The organism is Streptomyces uncialis (genome assembly GCF_036250755.1).
GTDB lineage: Bacteria > Actinomycetota > Actinomycetes > Streptomycetales > Streptomycetaceae > Streptomyces > Streptomyces uncialis.
In genome coordinates this window covers 3,662,583-3,682,744 of the sequence record NZ_CP109583.1, presented here as the reverse complement: position 1 = coordinate 3,682,744, position 20,162 = coordinate 3,662,583, and the positions used below count along the sequence as shown (strand labels likewise).

The 20,162-nt window shown below is 72.7% G+C and carries 18 protein-coding genes; 7 read left to right on the top strand and 11 right to left on the bottom strand.

All coding sequences use genetic code 11. The features are described from left to right. The first annotated feature begins 37 nt into the window (after window positions 1-37). Window positions 38-955, top strand: coding sequence for a LysR family transcriptional regulator (locus OG711_RS15025; protein WP_329559478.1), 918 nt, complete (start codon window positions 38-40; stop codon window positions 953-955). Here OG711_RS15025 and OG711_RS15020 read toward each other — a convergent pair. Together OG711_RS15020 and OG711_RS15015 are read right to left on the bottom strand one after the other, a co-directional pair. After that, a complete protein-coding gene (locus OG711_RS15020; RefSeq protein ID WP_329559477.1) occupies window positions 948-1,598 on the bottom strand; it encodes a PH domain-containing protein in 651 nt (216 codons plus the stop codon). The two genes, OG711_RS15025 and OG711_RS15020, sit on opposite strands and share 8 nt — an antisense overlap. A 138-nt stretch (window positions 1,599-1,736) precedes the next feature. Next, the gene (locus tag OG711_RS15015; RefSeq protein WP_266508608.1) at window positions 1,737-2,168 is read right to left on the bottom strand and encodes a hypothetical protein; all 432 of its coding nucleotides are present in this window, start codon (window positions 2,166-2,168) and stop codon (window positions 1,737-1,739) included. 186 nt (window positions 2,169-2,354) lie between these two features. Here OG711_RS15015 and OG711_RS15010 point away from each other — a divergent pair, with 186 nt between their 5' ends. After that, window positions 2,355-3,245, top strand: coding sequence for an NAD(P)-dependent oxidoreductase (locus OG711_RS15010; RefSeq protein WP_329559476.1), 891 nt, complete (start codon window positions 2,355-2,357; stop codon window positions 3,243-3,245). 43 nt (window positions 3,246-3,288) lie between these two features. Here OG711_RS15010 and OG711_RS15005 read toward each other — a convergent pair whose 3' ends face one another. The 3 genes from OG711_RS15005 to OG711_RS14995 all read right to left on the bottom strand — a co-directional run bounded on the left by OG711_RS15005 (window position 3,289) and on the right by OG711_RS14995 (window position 7,341). Next, window positions 3,289-4,965, bottom strand: a complete 1,677-nt coding sequence (locus tag OG711_RS15005; RefSeq protein ID WP_329559475.1) for a phospho-sugar mutase — start codon at window positions 4,963-4,965, stop codon at window positions 3,289-3,291. A gap of 140 nt (window positions 4,966-5,105) precedes the next feature. Then, on the bottom strand, window positions 5,106-5,930 hold the full coding sequence (locus OG711_RS15000) for a purine-nucleoside phosphorylase (protein ID WP_266508602.1): 825 nt from the start codon (window positions 5,928-5,930) through the stop codon (window positions 5,106-5,108). 973 nt (window positions 5,931-6,903) lie between these two features. Beyond that, window positions 6,904-7,341, bottom strand: a complete 438-nt coding sequence (locus tag OG711_RS14995) for a gamma-glutamylcyclotransferase (protein WP_073784173.1) — start codon at window positions 7,339-7,341, stop codon at window positions 6,904-6,906. Between the two features lie 129 nt (window positions 7,342-7,470). Here OG711_RS14995 and OG711_RS14990 point away from each other — a divergent pair, with 129 nt between their 5' ends. After that, window positions 7,471-8,919: an NAD(P)H-quinone dehydrogenase gene (locus tag OG711_RS14990; RefSeq protein WP_073784175.1), complete on the top strand. Its 1,449-nt coding sequence runs from the start codon at window positions 7,471-7,473 to the stop codon at window positions 8,917-8,919. 146 nt (window positions 8,920-9,065) lie between these two features. Further along, a complete protein-coding gene (locus tag OG711_RS14985) occupies window positions 9,066-10,025 on the top strand; it encodes a DeoR/GlpR family DNA-binding transcription regulator (RefSeq protein WP_329559473.1) in 960 nt (319 codons plus the stop codon). 12 nt (window positions 10,026-10,037) lie between these two features. Here the strand turns inward: OG711_RS14985 and OG711_RS14980 are convergent, their stop codons facing one another. The 6 genes from OG711_RS14980 to OG711_RS14955 form a co-directional block, all read right to left on the bottom strand. Then, window positions 10,038-10,625: a TetR/AcrR family transcriptional regulator gene (locus OG711_RS14980; protein ID WP_329559472.1), complete on the bottom strand. Its 588-nt coding sequence runs from the start codon at window positions 10,623-10,625 to the stop codon at window positions 10,038-10,040. A 757-nt stretch (window positions 10,626-11,382) separates the two neighbouring features. Beyond that, entirely contained in the window at window positions 11,383-13,137 is a 1,755-nt protein-coding gene (locus tag OG711_RS14975; protein ID WP_073785494.1) for an acetyl/propionyl/methylcrotonyl-CoA carboxylase subunit alpha, read from the bottom strand. A 419-nt stretch (window positions 13,138-13,556) separates the two neighbouring features. After that, complete coding sequence (locus OG711_RS14970) at window positions 13,557-14,174, bottom strand: Maf family protein (RefSeq protein ID WP_073784181.1); 618 nt, start codon at window positions 14,172-14,174, stop codon at window positions 13,557-13,559. A 61-nt stretch (window positions 14,175-14,235) separates the two neighbouring features. Further along, window positions 14,236-14,364, bottom strand: a complete 129-nt coding sequence (gene mmpB / locus OG711_RS14965; protein ID WP_099279435.1) for a morphogenic membrane protein MmpB — start codon at window positions 14,362-14,364, stop codon at window positions 14,236-14,238. Window positions 14,365-14,486: 122 nt separating this feature from the next. Continuing rightward, window positions 14,487-14,696, bottom strand: coding sequence for an acyl-CoA carboxylase epsilon subunit (locus OG711_RS14960; RefSeq protein WP_073784183.1), 210 nt, complete (start codon window positions 14,694-14,696; stop codon window positions 14,487-14,489). A 50-nt stretch (window positions 14,697-14,746) separates the two neighbouring features. Then, window positions 14,747-16,378, bottom strand: a complete 1,632-nt coding sequence (locus OG711_RS14955) for an acyl-CoA carboxylase subunit beta (RefSeq protein WP_329559471.1) — start codon at window positions 16,376-16,378, stop codon at window positions 14,747-14,749. A 175-nt stretch (window positions 16,379-16,553) separates the two neighbouring features. On the opposite strand from OG711_RS14955, the gene OG711_RS14950 reads away from it, so the two are divergent. From OG711_RS14950 to OG711_RS14940, 3 genes are all read left to right on the top strand, one after another. Next, window positions 16,554-17,426 (top strand): biotin--[acetyl-CoA-carboxylase] ligase, encoded by an 873-nt coding sequence (locus tag OG711_RS14950; RefSeq protein ID WP_073784187.1) that lies wholly within the window; start codon window positions 16,554-16,556, stop codon window positions 17,424-17,426. A 138-nt stretch (window positions 17,427-17,564) separates the two neighbouring features. After that, window positions 17,565-18,743: an adenylate/guanylate cyclase domain-containing protein gene (locus OG711_RS14945; RefSeq protein WP_073784189.1), complete on the top strand. Its 1,179-nt coding sequence runs from the start codon at window positions 17,565-17,567 to the stop codon at window positions 18,741-18,743. A gap of 592 nt (window positions 18,744-19,335) precedes the next feature. Beyond that, window positions 19,336-20,130: an enoyl-CoA hydratase/isomerase family protein gene (locus OG711_RS14940; RefSeq protein WP_073784191.1), complete on the top strand. Its 795-nt coding sequence runs from the start codon at window positions 19,336-19,338 to the stop codon at window positions 20,128-20,130. Window positions 20,131-20,162: the final 32 nt, after the last annotated feature.

Here is a 20,162-nt window from a genome sequence, read left to right as displayed (position 1 = left end):
TCACCGATCGTGATGCGAGGGCGGACGGGGCGGGACCATGGAACTGCGGCAGCTCCAGTACTTCGTGGCGGTCGCCGAGACCGGCGGCTTCGGGCGGGCCGCCGAACACCTCGGCATCGTCCAGTCGGCGGTCAGCCAGCAGATACGGCGACTGGAACGCGCACTGGGCGTCACCCTGTTCGACCGTTCCGCACGCCGGGTGCGGCTGACCGGGGCCGGGGAACGGCTGCTCCCGGAGGCGCGCACGGCACTCGCCGCCGCCGACCGCGTCCGCCGGGTGGCCGCCGACATCGCCTCCGGCACCGGCGGGCTGCTGCGGCTGGGGGTGATCAGGGGCCCGGGGGACCGGGTGTACCGGCTGCTCGACGAGCTCGCGGCCCAGGCCCCCGGGCTGCGGGTCCGCACATCGAGGATGCCCGTCACCGAGCGGCTGGCGGCCGTCCGCGCCGGTGAGCTGGACGCCGCGCTCGTCCGGGCCATGCCCGCCGCGCCCGGACTGGAACTCCTGCCCCTGTGGACCGAACCGCTGTACGTGGCACTTCCCGCCGCGCACCCCCTGGCGGACTGCCCCGAACCACGCCCGGAGCAGCTGGCGGGACTCCCGCTGCGGCTCGCCCCACGGGCACGGAACCCGCCGTTCCACGACCTGGTCACGGACCTCGTACGCGCCACCGGGGCCGAACCGGTGCCCGGACCGCCGTTCACCGACCTCCAGGACACCCTGGGCGCGATCGCCGCCGACCCGCCGTCCTGGACCGTCTTCTACGACGTCACCGGGACCCTGCCGACCCTGACCGGGGTCGCCGTCCGCCCGCTGGCCGCCCCCGGGGCGCCCACCTCGCTGGCCGTACCGCCCGGGGTGCCCGGCCCGGCGCTGCGCCCGCTGATCCGCGCGCTGTCCCGGCGGCCCGGACCGGACGGGGCCCCGCCGGGCCCCGCCAGAGAACTCAGGTGAGCGCGAGGACCACCGCGAGCAGCACCGCGCCCGCGGCCGACGGGCCGAGGATCTCGTACGCCCAGCGGATCTGCGGGCGGCCCTGCGCGGACTCCGCGCCGCCGCGGCGCTCCGCGAGCTCCCGCAGGTCCTCCACGGTCTGGTCGGAGGGCGAGCGGACGGATGCCGCCGTCAGGGTGGTGCGGCCGGACAGATCGTCCACGGCGGCCCGGCTCTGCTGACGGGCCGCCTTCTTGCGGGCCCGCAGCGACACCGGCACCGCCCAGAGTTGGTACTTCACCCCGGTGTCGTCGAAGACCTCGTTGGAGTAGCCCGCGCGGAGATTGCCCACACAGCTCCAGGGCAGGGTGATCGTCCGGAACGGGTTGCGGATCCGCAGGCGGTCCTCGTTGACGAAGACGGCCGGACGGAGCGTGTACGCCACGACGAGCGGCACCAGGAACAGCAGCGTGGCGAGCGCCAGCCATGGCGCGGTGCCCTCACCGCGGACCAGCGCGTCCACCCCGAGCCAGCCGCCCAGCGCGAGCAGCAGTACACCGCCCGCGATCGCGGCGGAGGACCGGAAGACCCGGTCCTGGTACACGGGCTCCTCCGGGTTCCCCGAAGGGGGCGGGGACGGCGTGCGGCGATCGGAACTCGTCATACGAACGATTCTGCCCCACCTGGCCGGAACGGGTCCCCGGAGCCCTCGCCCGACGCCCCTTCCCGGCCGCCCCCAGCCGCCCTCAGCCGTCGAGGAACAGGGACGGGCCGCCGGGGCCAGGGGTGCGGGCGGGCCGGCTCACCAGGAGGGATGGACGAAGAAGGACACGCGGGACTCCAGCCAGAGCAGGCACAGCCAGCCCAGCAGGGCCAGGGTCGCGCCGACCACCGCGACGAGGACGGCCGCCCGGGGGAACGGGGCCAGCCGGTCGCGCAGCGCGGCGCGGCTCACCGACCAGACGGTCAGCGTCAGGGCGGGCACGCCGAACAGCATCAGGGGCAGCTCGCCGTAGACGAGGCTCAGGTCCCGCTCGCCCTCGAAGCCGCCGCGTATCCCGGGCCGCGCCCCGTGCAGCCACACCGTGAGCCCGACCGCGCCCGCCAGGATCGCGACCAGGCATCCGGCGAGCGCCCCCGAGGGTCCGTCCGCCGGTGGGCCGGGCTCCTCCCCGGCCTGGCCGGGCCGTGTCTTGATACCGGTGTTCTGCCCGTTCTGCTCGTCCGCCTCCATGCACCCGATGACGTCCGAAAGCCGTCAGGAGTTCCTTCTCGGCCGACCCCGAACCATTTGGTGCGCACCTTTTGGTGAGTTCGGCACTCTCATGTGCCTTCTTGTCCGCGGGTCCGGCCGCCTCCAGGGTGGAAGGGCGGGTCCGGCCGGGCCCGTTGCCGGGGTGAGGGAAGAGGCGGGGCCGCGGTGCGCGGTGATGTGAGTGTGCTCGGGCTGGGCGACATGGGGCGGGCGCTGGCGGGAGCGTTCCTGGACGCCGGGCGGCGGACCGTGGTGTGGAACCGGACAGCGTCCCGCGTCGACGCCCTGGTCGAGCGGGGAGCGGAACGGGCCGCCGACGCCGGGGAAGCCGTACGGGACGCCCGGCTCGTGGTGGTCTGTCTGCTCGACCCCGCCGCGGTCCGCGAGGTGCTGGAACCCCTCGCGCGGGAGCTGCGCGGCCGGACGGTCGTCGATCTGACGAACGGCTCGCCCGCCCAGGCCGCCGAACTGGCCGGGTGGGCCGCCGGGGCGGGCATCACCTGTCTGGACGGAGGGATCATGGCCGTCCCGGGGACCATCGCCTCACCCGGGGCGTTCGTGCTGTACAGCGGGCCCCAGGAGGCGTTCGCCCGCTGGCGGACGGACCTGGAGGTGCTCGGCACCGCGCACTGGCTCGGCGAGGACACCGGGCTCGCGTCGCTCCACGACATCGCCCTGCTGAGCGCGATGGACCTGATGTTCCACGGCTTCAACCTGGCCGTCGCCATGGCGACCTCCCGTCCCGGCGGCAGCGCGGCCGGGGTGACGGAACTGCTCGTGCCCTGGCTGGGCAGCATGGGGGCGCTGATGCCGGCCTTCGCGGCGGAGATCGACGCCGAGGCCGCCGACGGCACCCCGCCGCGGCTCACCCAGGGCCTCGACGTGCAGACCGCCGGGATGCTGAACATGGTGGCGACGGCCCGGGACGCGGGAGTCGACACCGAGTGGCTCGATCTGTCGCCGGCCCGGCTGCGGGCGCTGTCCGCCGGGGGCCACGACACCTGGAGCGCGCCGCTGGGTGTCCGGCAGCTCAGGGCGGCCGTCCGGGAGAGCTGACCGTTCCCGGAAGGACGCACGCCCTCCGGGAACGGCCGGGACGTCAGATGCCCGCGGCGGCGGCCAGATCCCGCTTCAGGGCCGCCAGCAGGTCCAGGGCCTCGGTACGGGCCCGGGGCAGCTCCTCGCGGGCCCCGACGGGCACGACGGCCTCCAGATAGCACTTCAGCTTGGGCTCGGTGCCGCTCGGGCGGACGATGACCCGGGCGCCGTCCAGGAAGTACCGCAGACCGTCCGTGGGGGGCAGCTCACCGCTCCCCAGGGTCAGGTCCTCGGCCCGGGTCACGGGACGGCCCGCGAGCGCGGCGGGCGGGCGCTCACGCAGCGCGCGCATGGCGTCGGCGATCACCGACAGGTCCTCCACCCGTACCGAGAGCTGGTCGGTGGCGTGCAGCCCGTGCTCGACCGCGAGGTCGTCCAGCAGGTCCAGGAGGGTACGGCCCTCCTCCTTCAGCTCCGACGCCAGCTCGGTGATCAGCAGCGCGGCCGTGATGCCGTCCTTGTCGCGGACGCCCTCCGGGTCGACGCAGTAACCCAGCGCCTCCTCGTAGCCGTACCGCAGACCGTCCACCCGGGCGATCCACTTGAAACCGGTCAGGGTCTCCTCGTACCCGAGCCCGGCCTTCGCGGCGATCCGGCCCAGCAGCGACGACGACACGATCGACTCCGCGAACGTGCCGCTGACGCCCCGGCGGACCAGATGCGCGGCGAGCAGGGCGCCGACCTCGTCCCCGCGCAGCATCCGCCACCCGCCGTCCGGGTCGACGGCGTCCACGACCGGTACGACCACCGCGCAGCGGTCGGCGTCGGGGTCGTTGGCGACGATCAGGTCGGGGCGGGCGGCGCGGGCCGTCGCGAACGCGAGGTCCATCGCCCCGGGCTCCTCCGGGTTCGGGAACGCGACCGTCGGGAAGTCGGGGTCCGGCTCGGCCTGCTCGGTCACCAGCACCGGGGCGGGGAAGCCCGCGCGGGCGAACGCGGCGAGCAGCACGTCCTTGCCGACCCCGTGCATCGCTGTGTAGACGGTGCGCGCGGTGCGCGGGGAGCCCGTCGAGAGGACGGCGTCGGTCCGCGCCAGATACGCCTCGGTGACCTCCTCGCCGAGGGTGTCCCAGCCGCCGTCCGGACGGGGTACGTCCGCCAGCGCGCCGACCGCGGCGATCCGCTCGGCGATCCCGCTGTCGGCCGGGGGCACGATCTGCGAGCCGTCACCCAGGTACACCTTGTAGCCGTTGTCCCGGGGCGGGTTGTGGCTCGCGGTGACCTCGACGCCCGCGACCGCGCCCAGATGGCGGATCGCGAACGCGAGGACGGGGGTGGGCAGCGGGCGCGGCAGCAGCGCGGCCCGCAGGCCCGCGCCGGTCAGCACGGCCGCCGTGTCCTGTGCGAACCGGGCCGACATGTGCCGGGCGTCGTAACCGATCACCACCAGGCCACCCGTGTGGCCCTCGTCCTTGAGGTACGCGGCGAGTCCCGCGGCGGCCCGTACGACCACCACGCGGTTCATCCGCATCGGGCCCGCGCCCAGCTCACCGCGGAGCCCGGCGGTGCCGAACTGGAGGGTGCCCGCGAACCGGTCGGCCAGCTCGGCGGCGGCCTCCTTGTCGGCGGTGCCCGGGTGCAGCCGCTCCAGCAGGCGGGCCAGCTCGTCCCTGGTCCCGGGGTCGGGGTCCTCGGCCAGCCAGGCACGGGCGCGGGTGATCAGCTCGTCGTCCTGCACGGTTCTGCCTCTCGGGTGGTGTCCGGGTGGGCGCGGTCTTCCCTCGCTCTACCCGGTGACGGGGCGCGCCCACCGGGAACGCGGACGCGTACGGCCGCCCGTGGCCGGGGTGTGGACCCGCCACGGGCGCGCGGGTGCCGTCAGATGCGGCCCAGCACCTGGGTGAGCAGGTCGCCCATGTGCGTGGCGGAGTCGCGGCCCGCCTGGAGGACCTCCTCGTGGTTGAGGGGTTCCCCGGTCATGCCGGCGGCGAGATTGGTGACCAGCGAGATCCCGAGCACCTCGGCGCCCGCCTCACGGGCGGCGATGGCCTCCAGCACGGTGGACATCCCGACCAGGTCGGCGCCGATCGTCCGGGCCATCCGGATCTCGGCGGGCGTCTCGTAGTGCGGGCCGGGGAACTGCGCGTAGACGCCCTCCTCAAGGGTGGGGTCGATCTCCTTGCACAGGGCGCGCAGCCGGGGCGAGTACAGATCGGTGAGGTCCACGAAGTTCGCGCCCACGATCGGCGAGGTCGCGGTGAGGTTCAGGTGGTCGCTGATGAGGACCGGCTGACCGGGGCGCATGCCGTCGCGCAGACCGCCGCAGCCGTTCGTCAGGACGATGGTCTTGCAGCCGGCCGCGACGGCCGTGCGCACGCCGTGCGCGACGGGTGCGACGCCCCGGCCCTCGTAGTAGTGCGTACGGCCCAGGAACACCAGCGCCCGCTTGTCGCCGATCCGGTACGAGCGGACGGTGCCGCCGTGGCCCTCGACGGCGGGCGGCGGGAAGCCGGGCAGTTCCGTCACGGAGAACTCGTGCTCGGGCTCGCCGAGCGCGCGGGCGGCGGGGGCCCAGCCGGAGCCCATCACGAGGGCGACGTCGTGGGTCCCGGCGCCCGTCAGCTCACGGAGGCGGGACGCGGCGGCGTCGGCCGCGGCGTGGGGGTCGCCCTGGATGTCGTCCGGAAGAAGAGATTCGTTCACGCGGATGAGCGTAGCCCTAATTCGCCTACGCGCGTAGATAGAGAGGGAACGGTTACGAGGATCGTTGCCTGGTCGTTTCCCTGGGTCTCAGATCCCGGACCAGCGGGTCGCCTTCGCTCGCGCTTCCGAGGTTTCCTGTGCTGGACGTACTTGTCCCCGCACAGGTCGTTCGGTGGCTCGCGCTTCTGAGGTCTGTCCGGCTGGGCGTACTTGTTCCCGCACAGGTCGTTCGTGGGTGCGCAGTTCCCCGCGCCCCTGGATGCTGCCCTCTGGCGGTCGCTCTTCGGGTGCGGGCCGGTCCTCGTCTTCGCGCAGTTCCCCGCGCCCCTAGGGTTCCCCACCTGGGCGTACCTGTTCCCGCACAGGTCGTTCGTGGGTGCGCAGTTCCTCGCGCCCCTGGGTGCTGCCCTCTGGCGGTCGCTCTTCGGGTGCGGGCCTGCCCTCGTCTTTGCGCAGTTCCCCGCGCCCCTTTGGGGGCGCCCACCTGGGGCTGTTCTCAGGCTGCGGGTGGGGTCAGGCTGCGCGCTGGCGTCAGCCCGGGGCGGGGTTGAACCATCCTCCTCGCGGACTCGCGCTGCTGCGGGAGGGGGTGGGCGGGAATCTCTGCCCGCAGACTCCGATGCTCTTCAGTCCGACCACAGGAACGTCCGACCGAGCGCGTTGGAGCGAGGACGGAGAATCCCGACCGGCACCGACCCGAAGAACCGACCGGATGCGCCCCAAAGGGGCGCGGGGAACTGCGCAGGACGAGGACCGGGCCGCACCCGAAGAACGACGGACAGGGGCAGCACCCAGGGGCGCGGGGAACTGCGCGAAGCCACCGAGCGACGGCACAGGAACGAGTGCGCCCACCCCGGACGGACCTGGGAAGCGCAAGCGAAGGCGACCCGCGGGGAACCGCGAAACCACCGAGCGACCGCACAGAAACAAGTGCGCAAGGCCGGACAGACCTGGGAAGCGCAAGCGAAGGCGGTCAGCAGGGGCGTTTGCGCAGCTCCATGACGTAGTCGTGGGGCGCCCCCGCGGACTCGGCCGCGTCGGCCAGCTCCCCGAGGTACCGCGCGGACGGCAGCCCGCCCTCGTACCCGTTGAGCACGTACACCCAGGCGGGCTCCTCCGCGTCCAGCGTATGGACCCGCACCCGCATCCGGCGGTAGATGTCCAGCCCGACCCCCTCCCACCGGTCCATGGAGTCCTCGTCCATGGGCGCGATGTCATAGAGGGCCACGAACACCTGTGACCTGGGCGCCTCGACGATCGTCGAGAGCGCACCCTCCCAGCCCATGTGCTCCCCACCGAAGGTCAGCCGCCAGCCGTTCAGCCAGCCGGTGGCACGCAGCGGCGAGTGCGGAGCGCGGCGTGACATGAGCCGCGCGTCGAGATTGCCGGCGTACGCGGCGTAGAGCGACATGGAGTCGAGGGTACGGCAGCGGCGCCGTGTGCCCCTCCCGTACCGGAAGTACCCCTCTGAAGAGGGAGGTCATGCCCCGGGACACGCGGTGGCCACCCCGGAGGCGCGCGGCTTGAAGCGTGCGGGACAATGGGGTACGTGACTCGGATCGTGATCATCGGTGGAGGGCCCGGCGGCTACGAGGCGGCGTTGGTGGCCGCCCAGCTAGGCGCGGAGGTGACCGTCGTGGACTGCGACGGTCTGGGCGGAGCGTCGGTACTCACCGACTGCGTGCCGTCGAAGACGTTGATCGCGACGGCCGAGGTGATGACCACCTTCGACTCGTCGTACGAGGAACTGGGGATCATCGTCGCCGACGACACCCCCCACATCGACGCGCCCGCCCGCGTCGTCGGTGTGGACCTCGGGAAGGTCAACCGGCGGGTGAAACGGCTGGCGCTCGCCCAGTCGCACGACATCACCGCCTCCGTCACCCGCTCGGGCGCCCGCGTGGTGCGCGGCCGGGGCAGCCTGGAGGGGCAGCAGGCGGCGGACGGCAGCAGGACCGTGGTGGTCCGGGCGGCCGACGGCACGGAGGAGCGGCTGACCGCCGACGCCGTGCTGATCGCCACCGGCGGCCACCCGCGTGAGCTGGGCGACGCGCTGCCCGACGGCGAGCGCATCCTCAACTGGACCCAGGTCTACGACCTCACCGAGCTCCCCGAGGAACTCATCGTCGTCGGCTCCGGTGTCACCGGAGCCGAGTTCGCGGGCGCCTACCAGGCCCTCGGTTCCCGGGTCACCCTCGTCTCCAGCCGGGACCGGGTGCTGCCCGGTGAGGACCCGGACGCCGCGGCCGTCCTGGAGGACGTGTTCCGGCGCCGCGGCATGAACGTCATGTCCCGCTGCCGCGCGGAGTCCGCGAAGCGGGTGGGGGACCGGGTGGAGGTCGTCCTGTCCGACGGCCGGGTCATCAGCGGTACGCACTGCCTGATGGCGGTCGGCGCGATCCCGAACTCCAGCGGGATGGGCCTGGAGGAGGCGGGCGTCCGCGTCCGCGACTCCGGCCACATCTGGACCGACAGGGTCTCCCGTACGACGGCCCCCGGGGTGTACGCCGCCGGTGACGTGACCGGCGTCTTCGCGCTGGCGTCCGTCGCGGCGATGCAGGGACGCATCGCGATGTACCACTTCCTCGGTGACGCGGTCGCCCCGCTCAACCTGAAGACCGTGTCGTCGAACGTGTTCACCGACCCGGAGATCGCGACCGTCGGCTACAGCCAGGCCGATGTCGACTCCGGCAAGATCGACGCCCGCGTCGTCAAGCTGCCGCTGCTGCGCAACGCCCGCGCGAAGATGCAGGGCATCCGGGACGGCTTCGTGAAGATCTTCTGCCGTCCGGGCACGGGCATCGTGGTCGGGGGCGTCGTGGTCGCGCCGCGGGCCTCCGAGCTGATCCACCCCATCTCGCTCGCGGTCGACAACAACCTCACGGTCGAGCAGATCGCCAACGCGTTCACCGTGTACCCGTCGCTGTCCGGGTCCATCGCGGAGGTGGCACGGCAGTTGCAGACGCGGAAGGCCGCGGACGAGGCGTAGCCGCGGCGCCCCGGACCCGGTACGGTACGACCCTCCCGTGCCCCCTTCGGGGGGCTATACCACTCGGTGCGGTCCGGTGCGAACAACTTCTGCTATTCGGCGGAAACTGCTGAAAGCAGTCGGTCGTTGGGGTTACTGTCAGTTTCGTGTTCGCTGCAGAACGTCGTCAGTTGATCCTCGAAATGGTGCGTGCCAACGGAGCCGTGTCGCTCCGTGAGCTCGCCCGCGTCGTCCAGACCTCCGAAGTGACCGTACGGCGGGACGTGCGGGCGCTGGAGGCAGAAGGACTCCTCGACCGCCGGCACGGCGGTGCGGTATTGCCGGGCGGGTTCACGCGAGAATCCGGCTTTCCGCAGAAGTCTCATCTCGCGACCGCCGAGAAGACGGCCATCGCCGATCTCGCGGCGGGACTCGTCGAAGAAGGCGAGGCCATCGTGGTGGGGGCCGGTACCACCACCCAGGAACTCGCCCGCCGTCTCGCACGGGTCCCCGGCCTCACCGTGGTCACCAACTCCCTCCTCGTGGCCCAGGCGCTGGCCCACGCCAACCGTGTCGAGGTCGTCATGACCGGCGGCACCCTGCGGGGTTCCAACTACGCCCTCGTGGGCAGCGGCGCCGAACAGTCCCTCCAGGGGCTGCGGGTGTCCCGTGCCTTCCTCTCCGGCAGCGGCCTGACCGCCGAACGCGGGCTGTCCACCTCCAACATGCTGTCGGCCAGTGTCGACCGGGCGCTGGTGCAGGCCGCGGCCGAGGTCGTCGTCCTCGCCGACCACACCAAGCTCGGCACCGACACGATGTTCCAGACGGTGCCGACCGATGTGATCACCCGGCTCGTCACCGACGATCCGCCACTCCACGACGACCGCGCCGCCACCGAACTCCAGGCCCTCGCCGATCAGGGCGTACAGATCACGGTCGCCGGTGGCCAGAGCGGCACAGTGGGCCCCGACCCGGTCCCGACGGGGCGCCAGCAGCGCCGGGACATGCCCCTGCCGGGGCCGCGCCGGGGCCCGCAACTGCGCAGTGCCGCCGCTTCGATGCTCGGGGAGAGCACGGCGGGGGAGCGGAGCGCGGCGGCGCGGGTCGCGGACATGCGGCGCCGCTGAGCCGCCGCGGCGCTACGCGCGGATGCCGCGGAGCGTCAGGTTCAGCAGCCGGTCCGCCAGCCCGGGGTCGTCGGGGGTCTCCTCGGCGGCCAGCGCGATCGCGTTCGTGAGCTGCATCAGGTCCGAGACGGACACATCGGCGCGGACCGCGCCCGAGCGCTGGGCGCGGGTCAGCAGGGCGGTGCCCGCCTCGCGCATCGGGGTGCTGCACCGCGCCAGTGCGGAACTGTCGTCGTGGCACGCCGACATGAGCGCGTGCGACAGACCCCGGTACTCGCTCGCGTGGGTGATGATCGCGCGGAGCCAGTCGACCAGGGCGGTGCAGGACTGCGGGGCGTCGAGGAGGGCGCGGGAGCGGGACAGGAGGTCGCTCACGGCGTCCTCGAAGACCGCGCACATCACCGCGTGGCGGGTGGGGAAGTGGCGGTACAGCGTGCCGATCCCGACGCCCGCGCGGCGGGCCACGTCCTCCAGGGACGCGTCCGTGCCGTGGTCCGCGAAGACCTCGCGGGCTGCCGCGAGCAGGCGTTCGCGGTTGCGGCGGGCGTCCGACCTCATCGGCCGGGGGCGGGCCGGGGGCTGCGAGGTGCTGGCGCTCATCCCGGTTCCTCCGTCCTCACGTCTACCAGGGTCCCCCCAGCATGTCACCTTCGTTCGCGCTTCCGAGGTCCGTCCGGCGGGACGTACTTGTTCCCGTGCGGGCCGTTCGTGGGTGCGCAGTTCCCCCGCAGGTCGCCTTCGCTTGCGCTTCTGAGGTCTGTCCGGCTCGGCGTACTTGTTCCTGTGCGGGCCGTTCGTGGGTGCGCAGTTCCCCGCGCCCCTGATGCTGCCCCATTGCGGTCGTTCCTCGGGTGCGGGTCCGCCCTCGTCTTTTGCGCAGTTCCCCGCGCCCCTGAGGTGCTGCCTTCTTGCGGTCGCTGTTCGGGTGCGGGCCGGTTCTCGTCTTTTGCGCAGTTCCCCGCGCCCCTTTGGGGGCGCCCTCCTGGGGCTGCCGTCTGCCTGCGGGCCGGCATCAGCCCGGGGCGGGGTTGAACCATCCTCCTCGCGGACTCGCCCCGCTACGGGAGGGGGTGGGCGGGAATCTCTGCTCGCAGACTCCGATGCTCTTCAGCCGGGTAAGGAAACGTCGTACCGAGCGCGTTGGAGCGAGGACGGAGAATCCCGACCGGCACCGACCCGAAGAACAAGCCGGTTGCGCCCCAAAGGGGCGCGGGGAACTGCGCGAAAACGACGAACGACGGCACAGGAACGAAGTACGGCCAGCCGGACAGACCTAGGAAGCGCAAGCGAAGGCGACCCGCGGGGGGCGCAACCAAAAACGCCCCCCGCAGACGAAATCCCGCACCCCCGGAGGGGGTCAGTCCTTGATCTCGCAGATCACCGCGCCGGAGGTGACGGAGGCACCGACCTCCGCCCCCAACCCCTTGACCGTCCCGGAACGATGCGCGTTGAGCGGCTGCTCCATCTTCATCGCCTCCAGCACGACCACGAGGTCCCCTTCCGCGACGACCTGGCCCTCCTCGACGGCGACCTTCACGATCGTGCCCTGCATCGGCGAGGCCAGCGCGTCACCCGAGGCGGCCGGCCCGGACTTCTTCACGGCCCGCCGCTTGGGCCGCGCGCCCGCCGCGAGACCGGTGCGCGCGAGCGACATCCCGAGCGAGGACGGCAGCGACACCTCCAGCCGCTTGCCGCCGACCTCGACGACCACCGTCTCGCGGCCGGTCTCGTCCTCCGCCTCCGCGTCCGCGACAGCGGAGAACGCGGGGATGTCGTTGACGAACTCGGTCTCGATCCACCGGGTGAAGATCCGGAACGGCGAGGACGTGAACGCGGGGTCGGCGACGACCTTGCGGTGGAAGGGGATCGCCGTGGCCATCCCCTCGACCCGGAACTCGTCCAGTGCCCGCGCGGCCCGCTGAAGGGCCTGCTCCCGCGTCGCACCGGTCACGATCAGCTTGGCGAGCAGCGAGTCCCACGCGGGACCGATGACGCTGCCGGACTCGACACCCGCGTCGAGCCGGACACCGGGCCCGGACGGCGGGGCGAACACGGTGACGGTGCCCGGCGCGGGCAGGAAGCCGCGTCCCGGGTCCTCGCCGTTGATCCGGAACTCGAAGGAGTGGCCGCGCACCGGCGGGTCGTCGTAGCCGAGGGCCTCACCGTCGGCGATACGGAACATCTCGCGCACGAGGTCGATCCCGGTGACCTCCTCGGTCACGGGGTGCTCGACCTGGAGCCGGGTGTTGACCTCCAGGAAGGAGATCGTGCCGTCGGCGCCGACCAGGAACTCGACGGTCCCCGCGCCGACGTACCCGGCCTCCTTGAGGATCGCCTTGGACGACGCGTAGAGCTGGGCGTTCTGCTCGTCGGAGAGGAACGGCGCGGGGGCCTCCTCGACCAGCTTCTGGTGGCGCCGCTGGAGCGAGCAGTCACGGGTGGACACGACCACGACATTGCCGTGGGTGTCGGCGAGGCACTGGGTCTCGACATGCCGGGGCTTGTCGAGATAGCGCTCGACGAAGCACTCGCCGCGGCCGAACGCGGCGACGGCCTCACGGACCGCCGAGTCGTACAGCTCGGGGACCTCCTCCAGGGTGCGGGCCACCTTCAGCCCGCGCCCGCCACCGCCGAACGCGGCCTTGATCGCGATGGGCAGTCCGTGCTCCTTCGCGAAGGCCACGACCTCGTCCGCGCCGGACACCGGGTCCGGCGTCCCGGCGACCAGCGGCGCGCCCGCGCGCTGGGCGATGTGCCGGGCGGCGACCTTGTCGCCGAGGTCGCGGATGGCCTGGGGCGGCGGACCGATCCAGGTCAGGCCCGCGTCGGTCACGGCCTGGGCGAACTCCGCGTTCTCCGACAGGAAGCCGTAGCCCGGGTGCACGGCGTCCGCGCCCGAGTCCGCCGCCGCCTTGAGTACCTTGGTGATGTCGAGATAGCTGGCGGCGGGGGTGTCCCCACCCAGCGCGAACGCCTCATCCGCCACCCGGACATGCAACGCGTCACGGTCCGGCTCCGCGTAGACCGCCACACTCGCGATCCCCGCGTCCCGGCACGCCCGTGCCACCCGAACCGCGATCTCGCCGCGATTGGCGATGAGCACCTTCCGCACGATGGCTCCCTCCTTGCAGTTTTCGACCGGGGGGCCGAACCCCGGACTCCGGCCCGCGGCCCACGGGCCGACGCGGTCCACGGGTCCCCGTGCCGCTCACTTCGAAAGACTTCCCCGGAACACGCCGAGTTTAGGGACTGCCGACACGGCCTTACGACCTGTTCCCCCTGGTGAGCTTGCCCACACAGAGCGTGAGAACAGGTCCCGTGCGCGGTGAAATCCCTCGTCATACCCGGTGCGCAGGAATCCTGTGGAGAACCCTAGCCCCGCCGTGTGGCCAAGGTCTCTATGAGAGAGCGCTGCCGGAGATCGGGTTTCTTTGTGGAATCCCTACGAATGGCCCAACGGTTCTTTGCGTCGCGCGGGCCGCCTCCGGCCGCCCTACCCGTGAGTAGGCGCGGGTGGGGCGGCGCGGCAGGTCAAGGACGCGGCGTCCACAGGTCGGTGATGCCCACGCCGAGCTCCGCGAGCAGCCGGCGCAGCAGCGGCAGCGAGATCCCGATGACGTTGCCGTGGTCGCCGTCGATGCCGTCCACGAACGGGGCCGAGCGGCCGTCCAGGGTGAAGGCGCCCGCGACGTGCAGGGGCTCGCCGGAGGCGACGTACGCGGCGATCTCGGCGTCCGTGGGCTCCCCGAAGCGCACCACGGTCGACGCGGTCGCGGAGACATGTCGTCCGGTGCGGGCGTCGTACACGCAGTGCCCGGTCTGGAGGGTGCCCGCGCGGCCCCGCATGGACTTCCAGCGGGCGGTGGCCTCCTCGGCGTCGGCGGGCTTGCCGAGCGCCTCGCCGTCGAGGTCGAGGACCGAGTCGCAGCCGACGACCAGCGACCCGGCGCGGACGACCTCCGGCCGGGCGGCGACCACCGACGCCTTGGCCACCGCGAGCGCGAGGGCCAGTTCGGCGGGGGTCGGGGCGCTCACGGCGTCCTCGTCGACCCCGCTGACGATGACCTCGGGGTCGAGGCCCGCCTGACGCAGGAGCCCGAGCCGGGCGGGGGACTGGGAGGCCAGGACGAGGTGACGTGCTTCGCTCATGGACAGAGCGTAGGGCAGCCGGACGGGGCGCCCGGCAGCGGACGGGCCCGGCTGGGACGGGTCAGCGCAGACCCAGGGTGACCATCGCCAGGATCATGGCGAGGGCCAGCACGATGCCCGCTCTGCGCAGCATGCCCTGCATGTCGCGCAGTTCCTCGGGCGGCTTGTTCTCGGGGTCGGACCACAGCATGTCTTCGATGGTGGAACGGACCGCCGCGCGGCGCCTGAGTACGGGTACCTAACTTGCCCCGGCACCCGCCCCACGGCTGCGACGGCCGGGCCGCTACGGCCGGTACGTGCGGGGCGTCCCGGCTACGACGGCCAGTACGTGCGGGTCCAGGACGACGGGCCCGGCGTGGGCGTGCGGTGGCGGGCCACCCGGGACGGATGGGACCAGGCGTCCGGGAGCCGCCCGGACGACCCGTCCCGGGCCGCGAGCGCGGCGGCGGCCCGCACCCGGACCACCGCCAGGGCGGCGGCCAGCTCCTCCGGGGTGGGGTTGCCCCTCACTACCTTGATCATGGCGGCGACTCCTCAGCGACGGCCGGGACGGGGGTACGGGGAACAGGTCCCTACAGCGGGATGTTCCCGTGCTTCTTGGGCGGCAGGTTCTCCCGCTTGGTACGGAGCTGGCGCAGCCCCCGCACGACATGGCGGCGGGTCTCCGAGGGGACGACCACCGCGTCGACATAGCCGCGCTCGGCGGCCGTGTACGGGTTCAGCAGGGTGTCCTCGTACTCCTGGACGAGACGGGCGCGGAGCTCCTCGCGCTCGTCCTCGGGCACCCCGGCGATGGTCCTGCGGTGCAGGATGTTGACGGCGCCCTGTGCGCCCATCACGGCGATCTGCGCCGTCGGCCAGGCCAGGTTGAGGTCCGCGCCCAGATGCTTGGAGCCCATCACGTCGTACGCGCCGCCGAACGCCTTGCGGGTGATCACGGTGATCAGCGGGACGGTCGCCTCCGCGTACGCGTAGATCAGTTTGGCGCCCCGGCGGATGATGCCCTCGTGCTCCTGGCCGACACCCGGCAGGAACCCGGGGACGTCCACGAAGGTGAGGACGGGGACATTGAACGCGTCGCAGGTACGGACGAAGCGGGCCGCCTTCTCGGAGGCGTCGATGTCCAGACAGCCCGCGAACCGCATCGGCTGGTTCGCGACGATCCCCACCGGACGCCCCTCGACCCGGCCGAAGCCGGTGAGGATGTTCGGCGCGAACATCGCCTGCGTCTCCAGGAACTCACCGTCGTCCAGCACATGCTCGACGATCGTGTGCATGTCGTACGGCTGGTTGGCGCTGTCCGGGATCAGGGTGTCCAGCTCACGGTCCTCGTCCGTGAGCTCCAGCTCCGCCTCCTCGGTGAACGCGGGCGGCTCGCTGAGATTGTTCGACGGCAGGTACGACAGCAGCGACTTGACGTACTCGACGGCGTCCTTCTCGTCACCCGCCATGTGATGCGCGACACCGGACGTCGTGTTGTGGGTGCGCGCCCCGCCCAGCTCCTCGAAGCCGACGTCCTCACCGGTCACCGTCTTGATGACATCGGGGCCGGTGATGAACATGTGCGACGTCTCGTCGACCATCACCGTGAAGTCGGTGATCGCGGGCGAGTACACCGCGCCGCCCGCGCACGGGCCGACGACCAGCGAGATCTGCGGGATCACCCCGGACGCGTGGGTGTTGCGGCGGAAGATCTCCCCGTACATCCCGAGGGCCATCACGCCCTCCTGGATACGGGCGCCGCCGGAGTCGTTGATCCCGATCACCGGACAGCCCGTGCGCAGCGCGAAGTCCATCACCTTGACGATCTTCTGGCCGTAGACCTCGCCGAGCGCGCCGCCGAAGACCGTGAAGTCCTGCGAGAACACCGCCACCGGACGCCCGTCGACCGTGCCGTACCCGGTCACCACCCCGTCGCCGTAGGGGCGGTTGTCCGCCAGCCCGAAGGCGGTCGAACGGTGCCGCGCGAACTCGTCCAGCTCCACGAACGAGTCCTCGTCCAGCAGCAGACCGATCCGCTCACGGGCCGTCAGCTTGCCCTTCGCGTGCTGCTTCCCGACCGCCCGCGCCGAACCGGCGTGGGTCGCCTCGTCGACACGCCGCCGCAGATCGGCGATCTTCCCCGCCGTGGTGCGGACGTCGATCGCCGGACCGCCCACGGCGGCCCCGGGCTCGGAGGTAGGGGACTCTTCCGGCTTGGACATCGGCGTGCGGCTCCCTGGATCACGTGGCGGACGGCTGGACGGGGACGGGGGGAACCGGCCGGCGGGGAAGCCGCTACGGGCGGCCTCGGCGCGGTGACCGGGGGCTACGTTTCGTAGCGTATCGGCGGCGATACCGTTCGGCAGTGCGGCGTTTGCCACACCTAGGGTGGCTTGCATGACGTCACCGGATGCTGCTGACAATCGCTGGTCCGACCTCGACCGACCGCCGCTGAACGCGACGGCGCTGCGGCGCGCCCTGGTCCGGCCCGGGTCCCTGTGGACCTCGCTGGACGTCGTCGCCGCGACCGGCTCCACCAACACCGACCTCGCCGCCCGCGCGGACACCCTGCCCGAGGGCGCGGTGCTCGTCGCGGAGGCCCAGGACACCGGCCGGGGCCGTCTCGACCGCCGCTGGAACGCGCCGGCCCGCTCGGGGATCTTCGTCTCCGTCCTCCTGAAGCCCGGCGACCCGGACCGCGGCCCCGTCCCCACCGAACGGTGGGGCTGGCTGCCGCTGCTCGCCGGGGTGGCCGTCGCCACCGCCCTGTCCCGGGCGGCCGGGGTCGACACGGCACTCAAGTGGCCCAACGACCTCCTGGTCACGGTCGACGGCGAGGAGCGCAAGGCGGGCGGCATCCTCGCCGAACGCGCGGGCGCGGACGCCGTCGTCCTCGGCATCGGCCTCAACGTCACCCTGCGCGCCGACGAGCTGCCCGTACCCGGCGCGGGCTCCCTCGCGCTCGCGGGCGCCGTCACCACCGACCGCGACCCGCTGCTGCGGGCCGTGCTGCGCTCCCTGGAGCAGTGGTACGGCGACTGGCGCGCGAGCGGCGGCGACCCGATGGTCTCCCGGCTCCAGAGCACGTACGCCGCGGGCTGCTCCACCCTCGGCCGCACGGTGCGGGCGCTGCTGCCCGGGGACCGGGAGCTGGTGGGTGAGGCGGTCGCCGTGGACGGGGACGGGCGGCTGGTCATCGCCACCGCCGGCGGCACCCGGCAGGCCGTCGGCGCGGGCGACATCGTCCATCTGCGTCCGGCGGCGGACTGACCCCCCGTCGTTCGAGGTGGTTCCCGTCGCCGGACCGTCCGGTCGGGAGTGAGCCACGGCACACCTGCCGTACTGTGTCTCTTCGGGGGCCTCTTCGGAGGCGTCCCTGACCGCGTGGCAGATCGGAAGGCAGCAGGCGTGACCGTCGACGACACGGGCCCGGGAGCCGAGAGGGGCGGCGTCCCCGACGGCGACCCCGGCGGCACGGACGCGTCCGGCGGCCCGGGTGGTCCCGACGGACCGGACCTGCCGGGCGGCGCGGGCGGACCGGACGAGGAGGAGGGGGACGACCCCCTCGCGCTCCGGCTCGAACAGCTGATCCTCGGCGCCGAGCGCCGCTACACCCCCTTCCAGGCGGCCCGCAGCGCGGGTGTCTCCATGGAGCTGGCGTCCCGCTTCTGGCGGGCGATGGGCTTCGCCGACATCGGCCAGGCACGCGCCCTCACCGAGGCGGACGTCCTCGCGCTGCGGCGGCTCGCCGGACTCGTCGAGGCCGGGCTGCTCAGCGAGGCCATGGCCGTGCAGGTCGCCCGGTCCACCGGGCAGACCACGGCGCGGCTCGCGGAGTGGCAGATCGACTCGTTCCTGGAGGGCCTCACCGAACCCCCGGAGCCGGGGATGACCCGGACCGAGGTCACCTATCCGCTGATGGAGCTGCTGCTGCCGGAGCTGGAGGAGTTCCTCGTCTACGTCTGGCGCCGCCAGCTCGCCGCGGCCACCGGCCGGGTCGTGCAGGCCGCTGACGACGAGGAGATGGTCGACCGCCGGCTCGCCGTCGGCTTCGCGGACCTCGTGGGCTTCACCCGGCTGACCCGCCGGATGGAGGAGGAGGAGCTGGGCGAGCTGGTGGAGGCGTTCGAGACCACCTCCGCGGACCTCGTCGCCGCGCACGGCGGGCGCCTCGTCAAGACCCTCGGGGACGAGGTGCTGTACGCGGCGGACGACGCGGGGGTCGCGGCGGAGATCGCGCTGCGGCTCATCGAGACGATGGCCGGTGACGAGACCATGCCCGAGCTGCGCGTCGGTATGGCCTTCGGCACGGTCACCACACGTATGGGCGATGTCTTCGGTACGACGGTGAACCTCGCCAGCAGGCTGACGTCGATAGCTCCGCGGGACGCCGTCCTGGTGGACGGGGCGTTCGCCGAGGAGCTGACGCGTACCGGGGACGCGCCGAAGGCCGGGTCGGAGGGCGACCCGAAGGACCCCGGCGACGGGGGCGCCCCGGCCCACCGTTTCGCCCTCCAGCCGATGTGGCAGCGCCCCGTGCGGGGACTGGGCGTGGTCGAGCCCTGGCTGCTGACACGCAACACCTAGACGGGGTCCGTGGGTTTCCCGTGCGGGTCGCCTTCGCTTGCGCTTCCCAGGTCTGTCCGGCCTTGCGTACTTCGTTCCTGTGCCGTCGTTCGGTGGTTTCGCGCAGTTCCCCGCGCCCCTTTGGGGCGCGTTCTGCTTGTTCTTCGGGTCGGTGCCGGTCGGGATTCTCCGTCCTCGATCCGACACGCTCGGTACGACGTCCCTGTGGTCCTACTGAAGAGCATCGGAGTCTGCGAGCAGAGATTCCCGCCCACCCCCTCCCGCAGCAGCGCGACTGCACGAGGAGAGGAGTGCCCCTTCAGGGGCGCGGGGAACTGCGCAAAAGACGAGAACCGGCCCGCACCCGAACAGCGACCGAACGGGGCAGCATCCAGGGGCGCGGGGAACTGCGCACCCCCGAACGGCTCGCACAGGGACAAGTACGTCCAGCCGGACAGACCTGGGACGCGCAAGCGAAGGCGACCCGCGGGGAACTGCGCACCCCATGAACGGCCCGCACAGGGGCAAGTGCGATCAGTACAGGGAACCCGGGGGCACTGGCGGGGGCGGACGGTGGAATGATTGGGTAACGGTCGTTAACGAGGAGGCGGGTGTGGACGAACTCCGGTTCGGGGACTTCGTGGTCGTACGGCGGCACGGCAGCGTCACAGAGCTGGTGCTGGACCGCCCGAAAGCGATGAACGCCGTCTCGACGGACATGGCCCGCGCGCTGACAGCGGCCTGCGCCGACCTCACCGCGGACCCCGCGACCCGCGTGGTGGTCCTGACCTCCACCCACCCGAAAGCCTTCTGCGTGGGCGCGGACCTCAAGGAACGCAACAGCTTCACCGACCAGGACCTCCTGCGCCAGCGCCCCGTGACCCGCGCCGCGTACACCGCGGTGCTCGACCTGCCCGTCCCCACCCTCGCCGCGGTCCACGGCTTCGCCCTCGGCGGCGGCTTCGAGATCGCGCTCTCCTGCGACCTGATCGTCGCGGACCCCACCGCGGTGGTGGGGCTGCCCGAGGTCTCCGTCGGGGTGATCCCGGGCGGCGGCGGCACCCAGCTGCTGCCCCGCAGGATCGGCGCCGCCCGCGCGGCCGAGCTGATCTTCACCGCCCGCCGGGTCCCCGCCGTGGAGGCCCACGCGCTGGGCCTCGTGGACGTCCTGGCGGAGGAGGGCGAGGACCGCGAGCAGGCCCTGGCCCTCGCCGCCCGTATCGCCGCGAACTCCCCGGTCGGCCTGCGCGCCGCCAAGCGCGCGCTGCGGCTGGGCCACGGTCTCGACCTGCGCGCCGGCCTGGAGGTCGAGGACGCGGCATGGCGGTCGGTCGCCTTCTCCGGTGACCGCGCCGAGGGTGTGGCCGCGTTCAACGAGAAGCGGACGCCCGACTGGCCCGGGGAGTGACGAGCGGCGGTACGGGCGGGACCCGTCCGTAC

Excerpts from the sequence above, each read along its gene's own strand:
- OG711_RS14955 (WP_329559471.1), bottom strand. The coding sequence starts at position 16,378 with ATGTCCAAGCCGGAAGAGTCCCCTACCTCCGAGCCCGGGGCCGCCGTG.
- OG711_RS14995 (WP_073784173.1), bottom strand. The coding sequence starts at position 7,341 with ATGTCGCTCTACGCCGCGTACGCCGGCAATCTCGACGCGCGGCTCATG.
- OG711_RS14980 (WP_329559472.1), bottom strand. The coding sequence starts at position 10,625 with ATGAGCGCCAGCACCTCGCAGCCCCCGGCCCGCCCCCGGCCGATGAGG.
- OG711_RS14950 (WP_073784187.1), top strand. The coding sequence starts at position 16,554 with ATGACGTCACCGGATGCTGCTGACAATCGCTGGTCCGACCTCGACCGA.
- OG711_RS14990 (WP_073784175.1), top strand. The coding sequence starts at position 7,471 with ATGGGGTACGTGACTCGGATCGTGATCATCGGTGGAGGGCCCGGCGGC.
- OG711_RS14960 (WP_073784183.1), bottom strand. The coding sequence starts at position 14,696 with ATGATCAAGGTAGTGAGGGGCAACCCCACCCCGGAGGAGCTGGCCGCC.
- OG711_RS15025 (WP_329559478.1), top strand. The coding sequence starts at position 38 with ATGGAACTGCGGCAGCTCCAGTACTTCGTGGCGGTCGCCGAGACCGGC.
- OG711_RS15020 (WP_329559477.1), bottom strand. The coding sequence starts at position 1,598 with ATGACGAGTTCCGATCGCCGCACGCCGTCCCCGCCCCCTTCGGGGAAC.
- mmpB (WP_099279435.1), bottom strand. The coding sequence starts at position 14,364 with ATGCTGTGGTCCGACCCCGAGAACAAGCCGCCCGAGGAACTGCGCGAC.
- OG711_RS14970 (WP_073784181.1), bottom strand. The coding sequence starts at position 14,174 with ATGAGCGAAGCACGTCACCTCGTCCTGGCCTCCCAGTCCCCCGCCCGG.
- OG711_RS15015 (WP_266508608.1), bottom strand. The coding sequence starts at position 2,168 with ATGGAGGCGGACGAGCAGAACGGGCAGAACACCGGTATCAAGACACGG.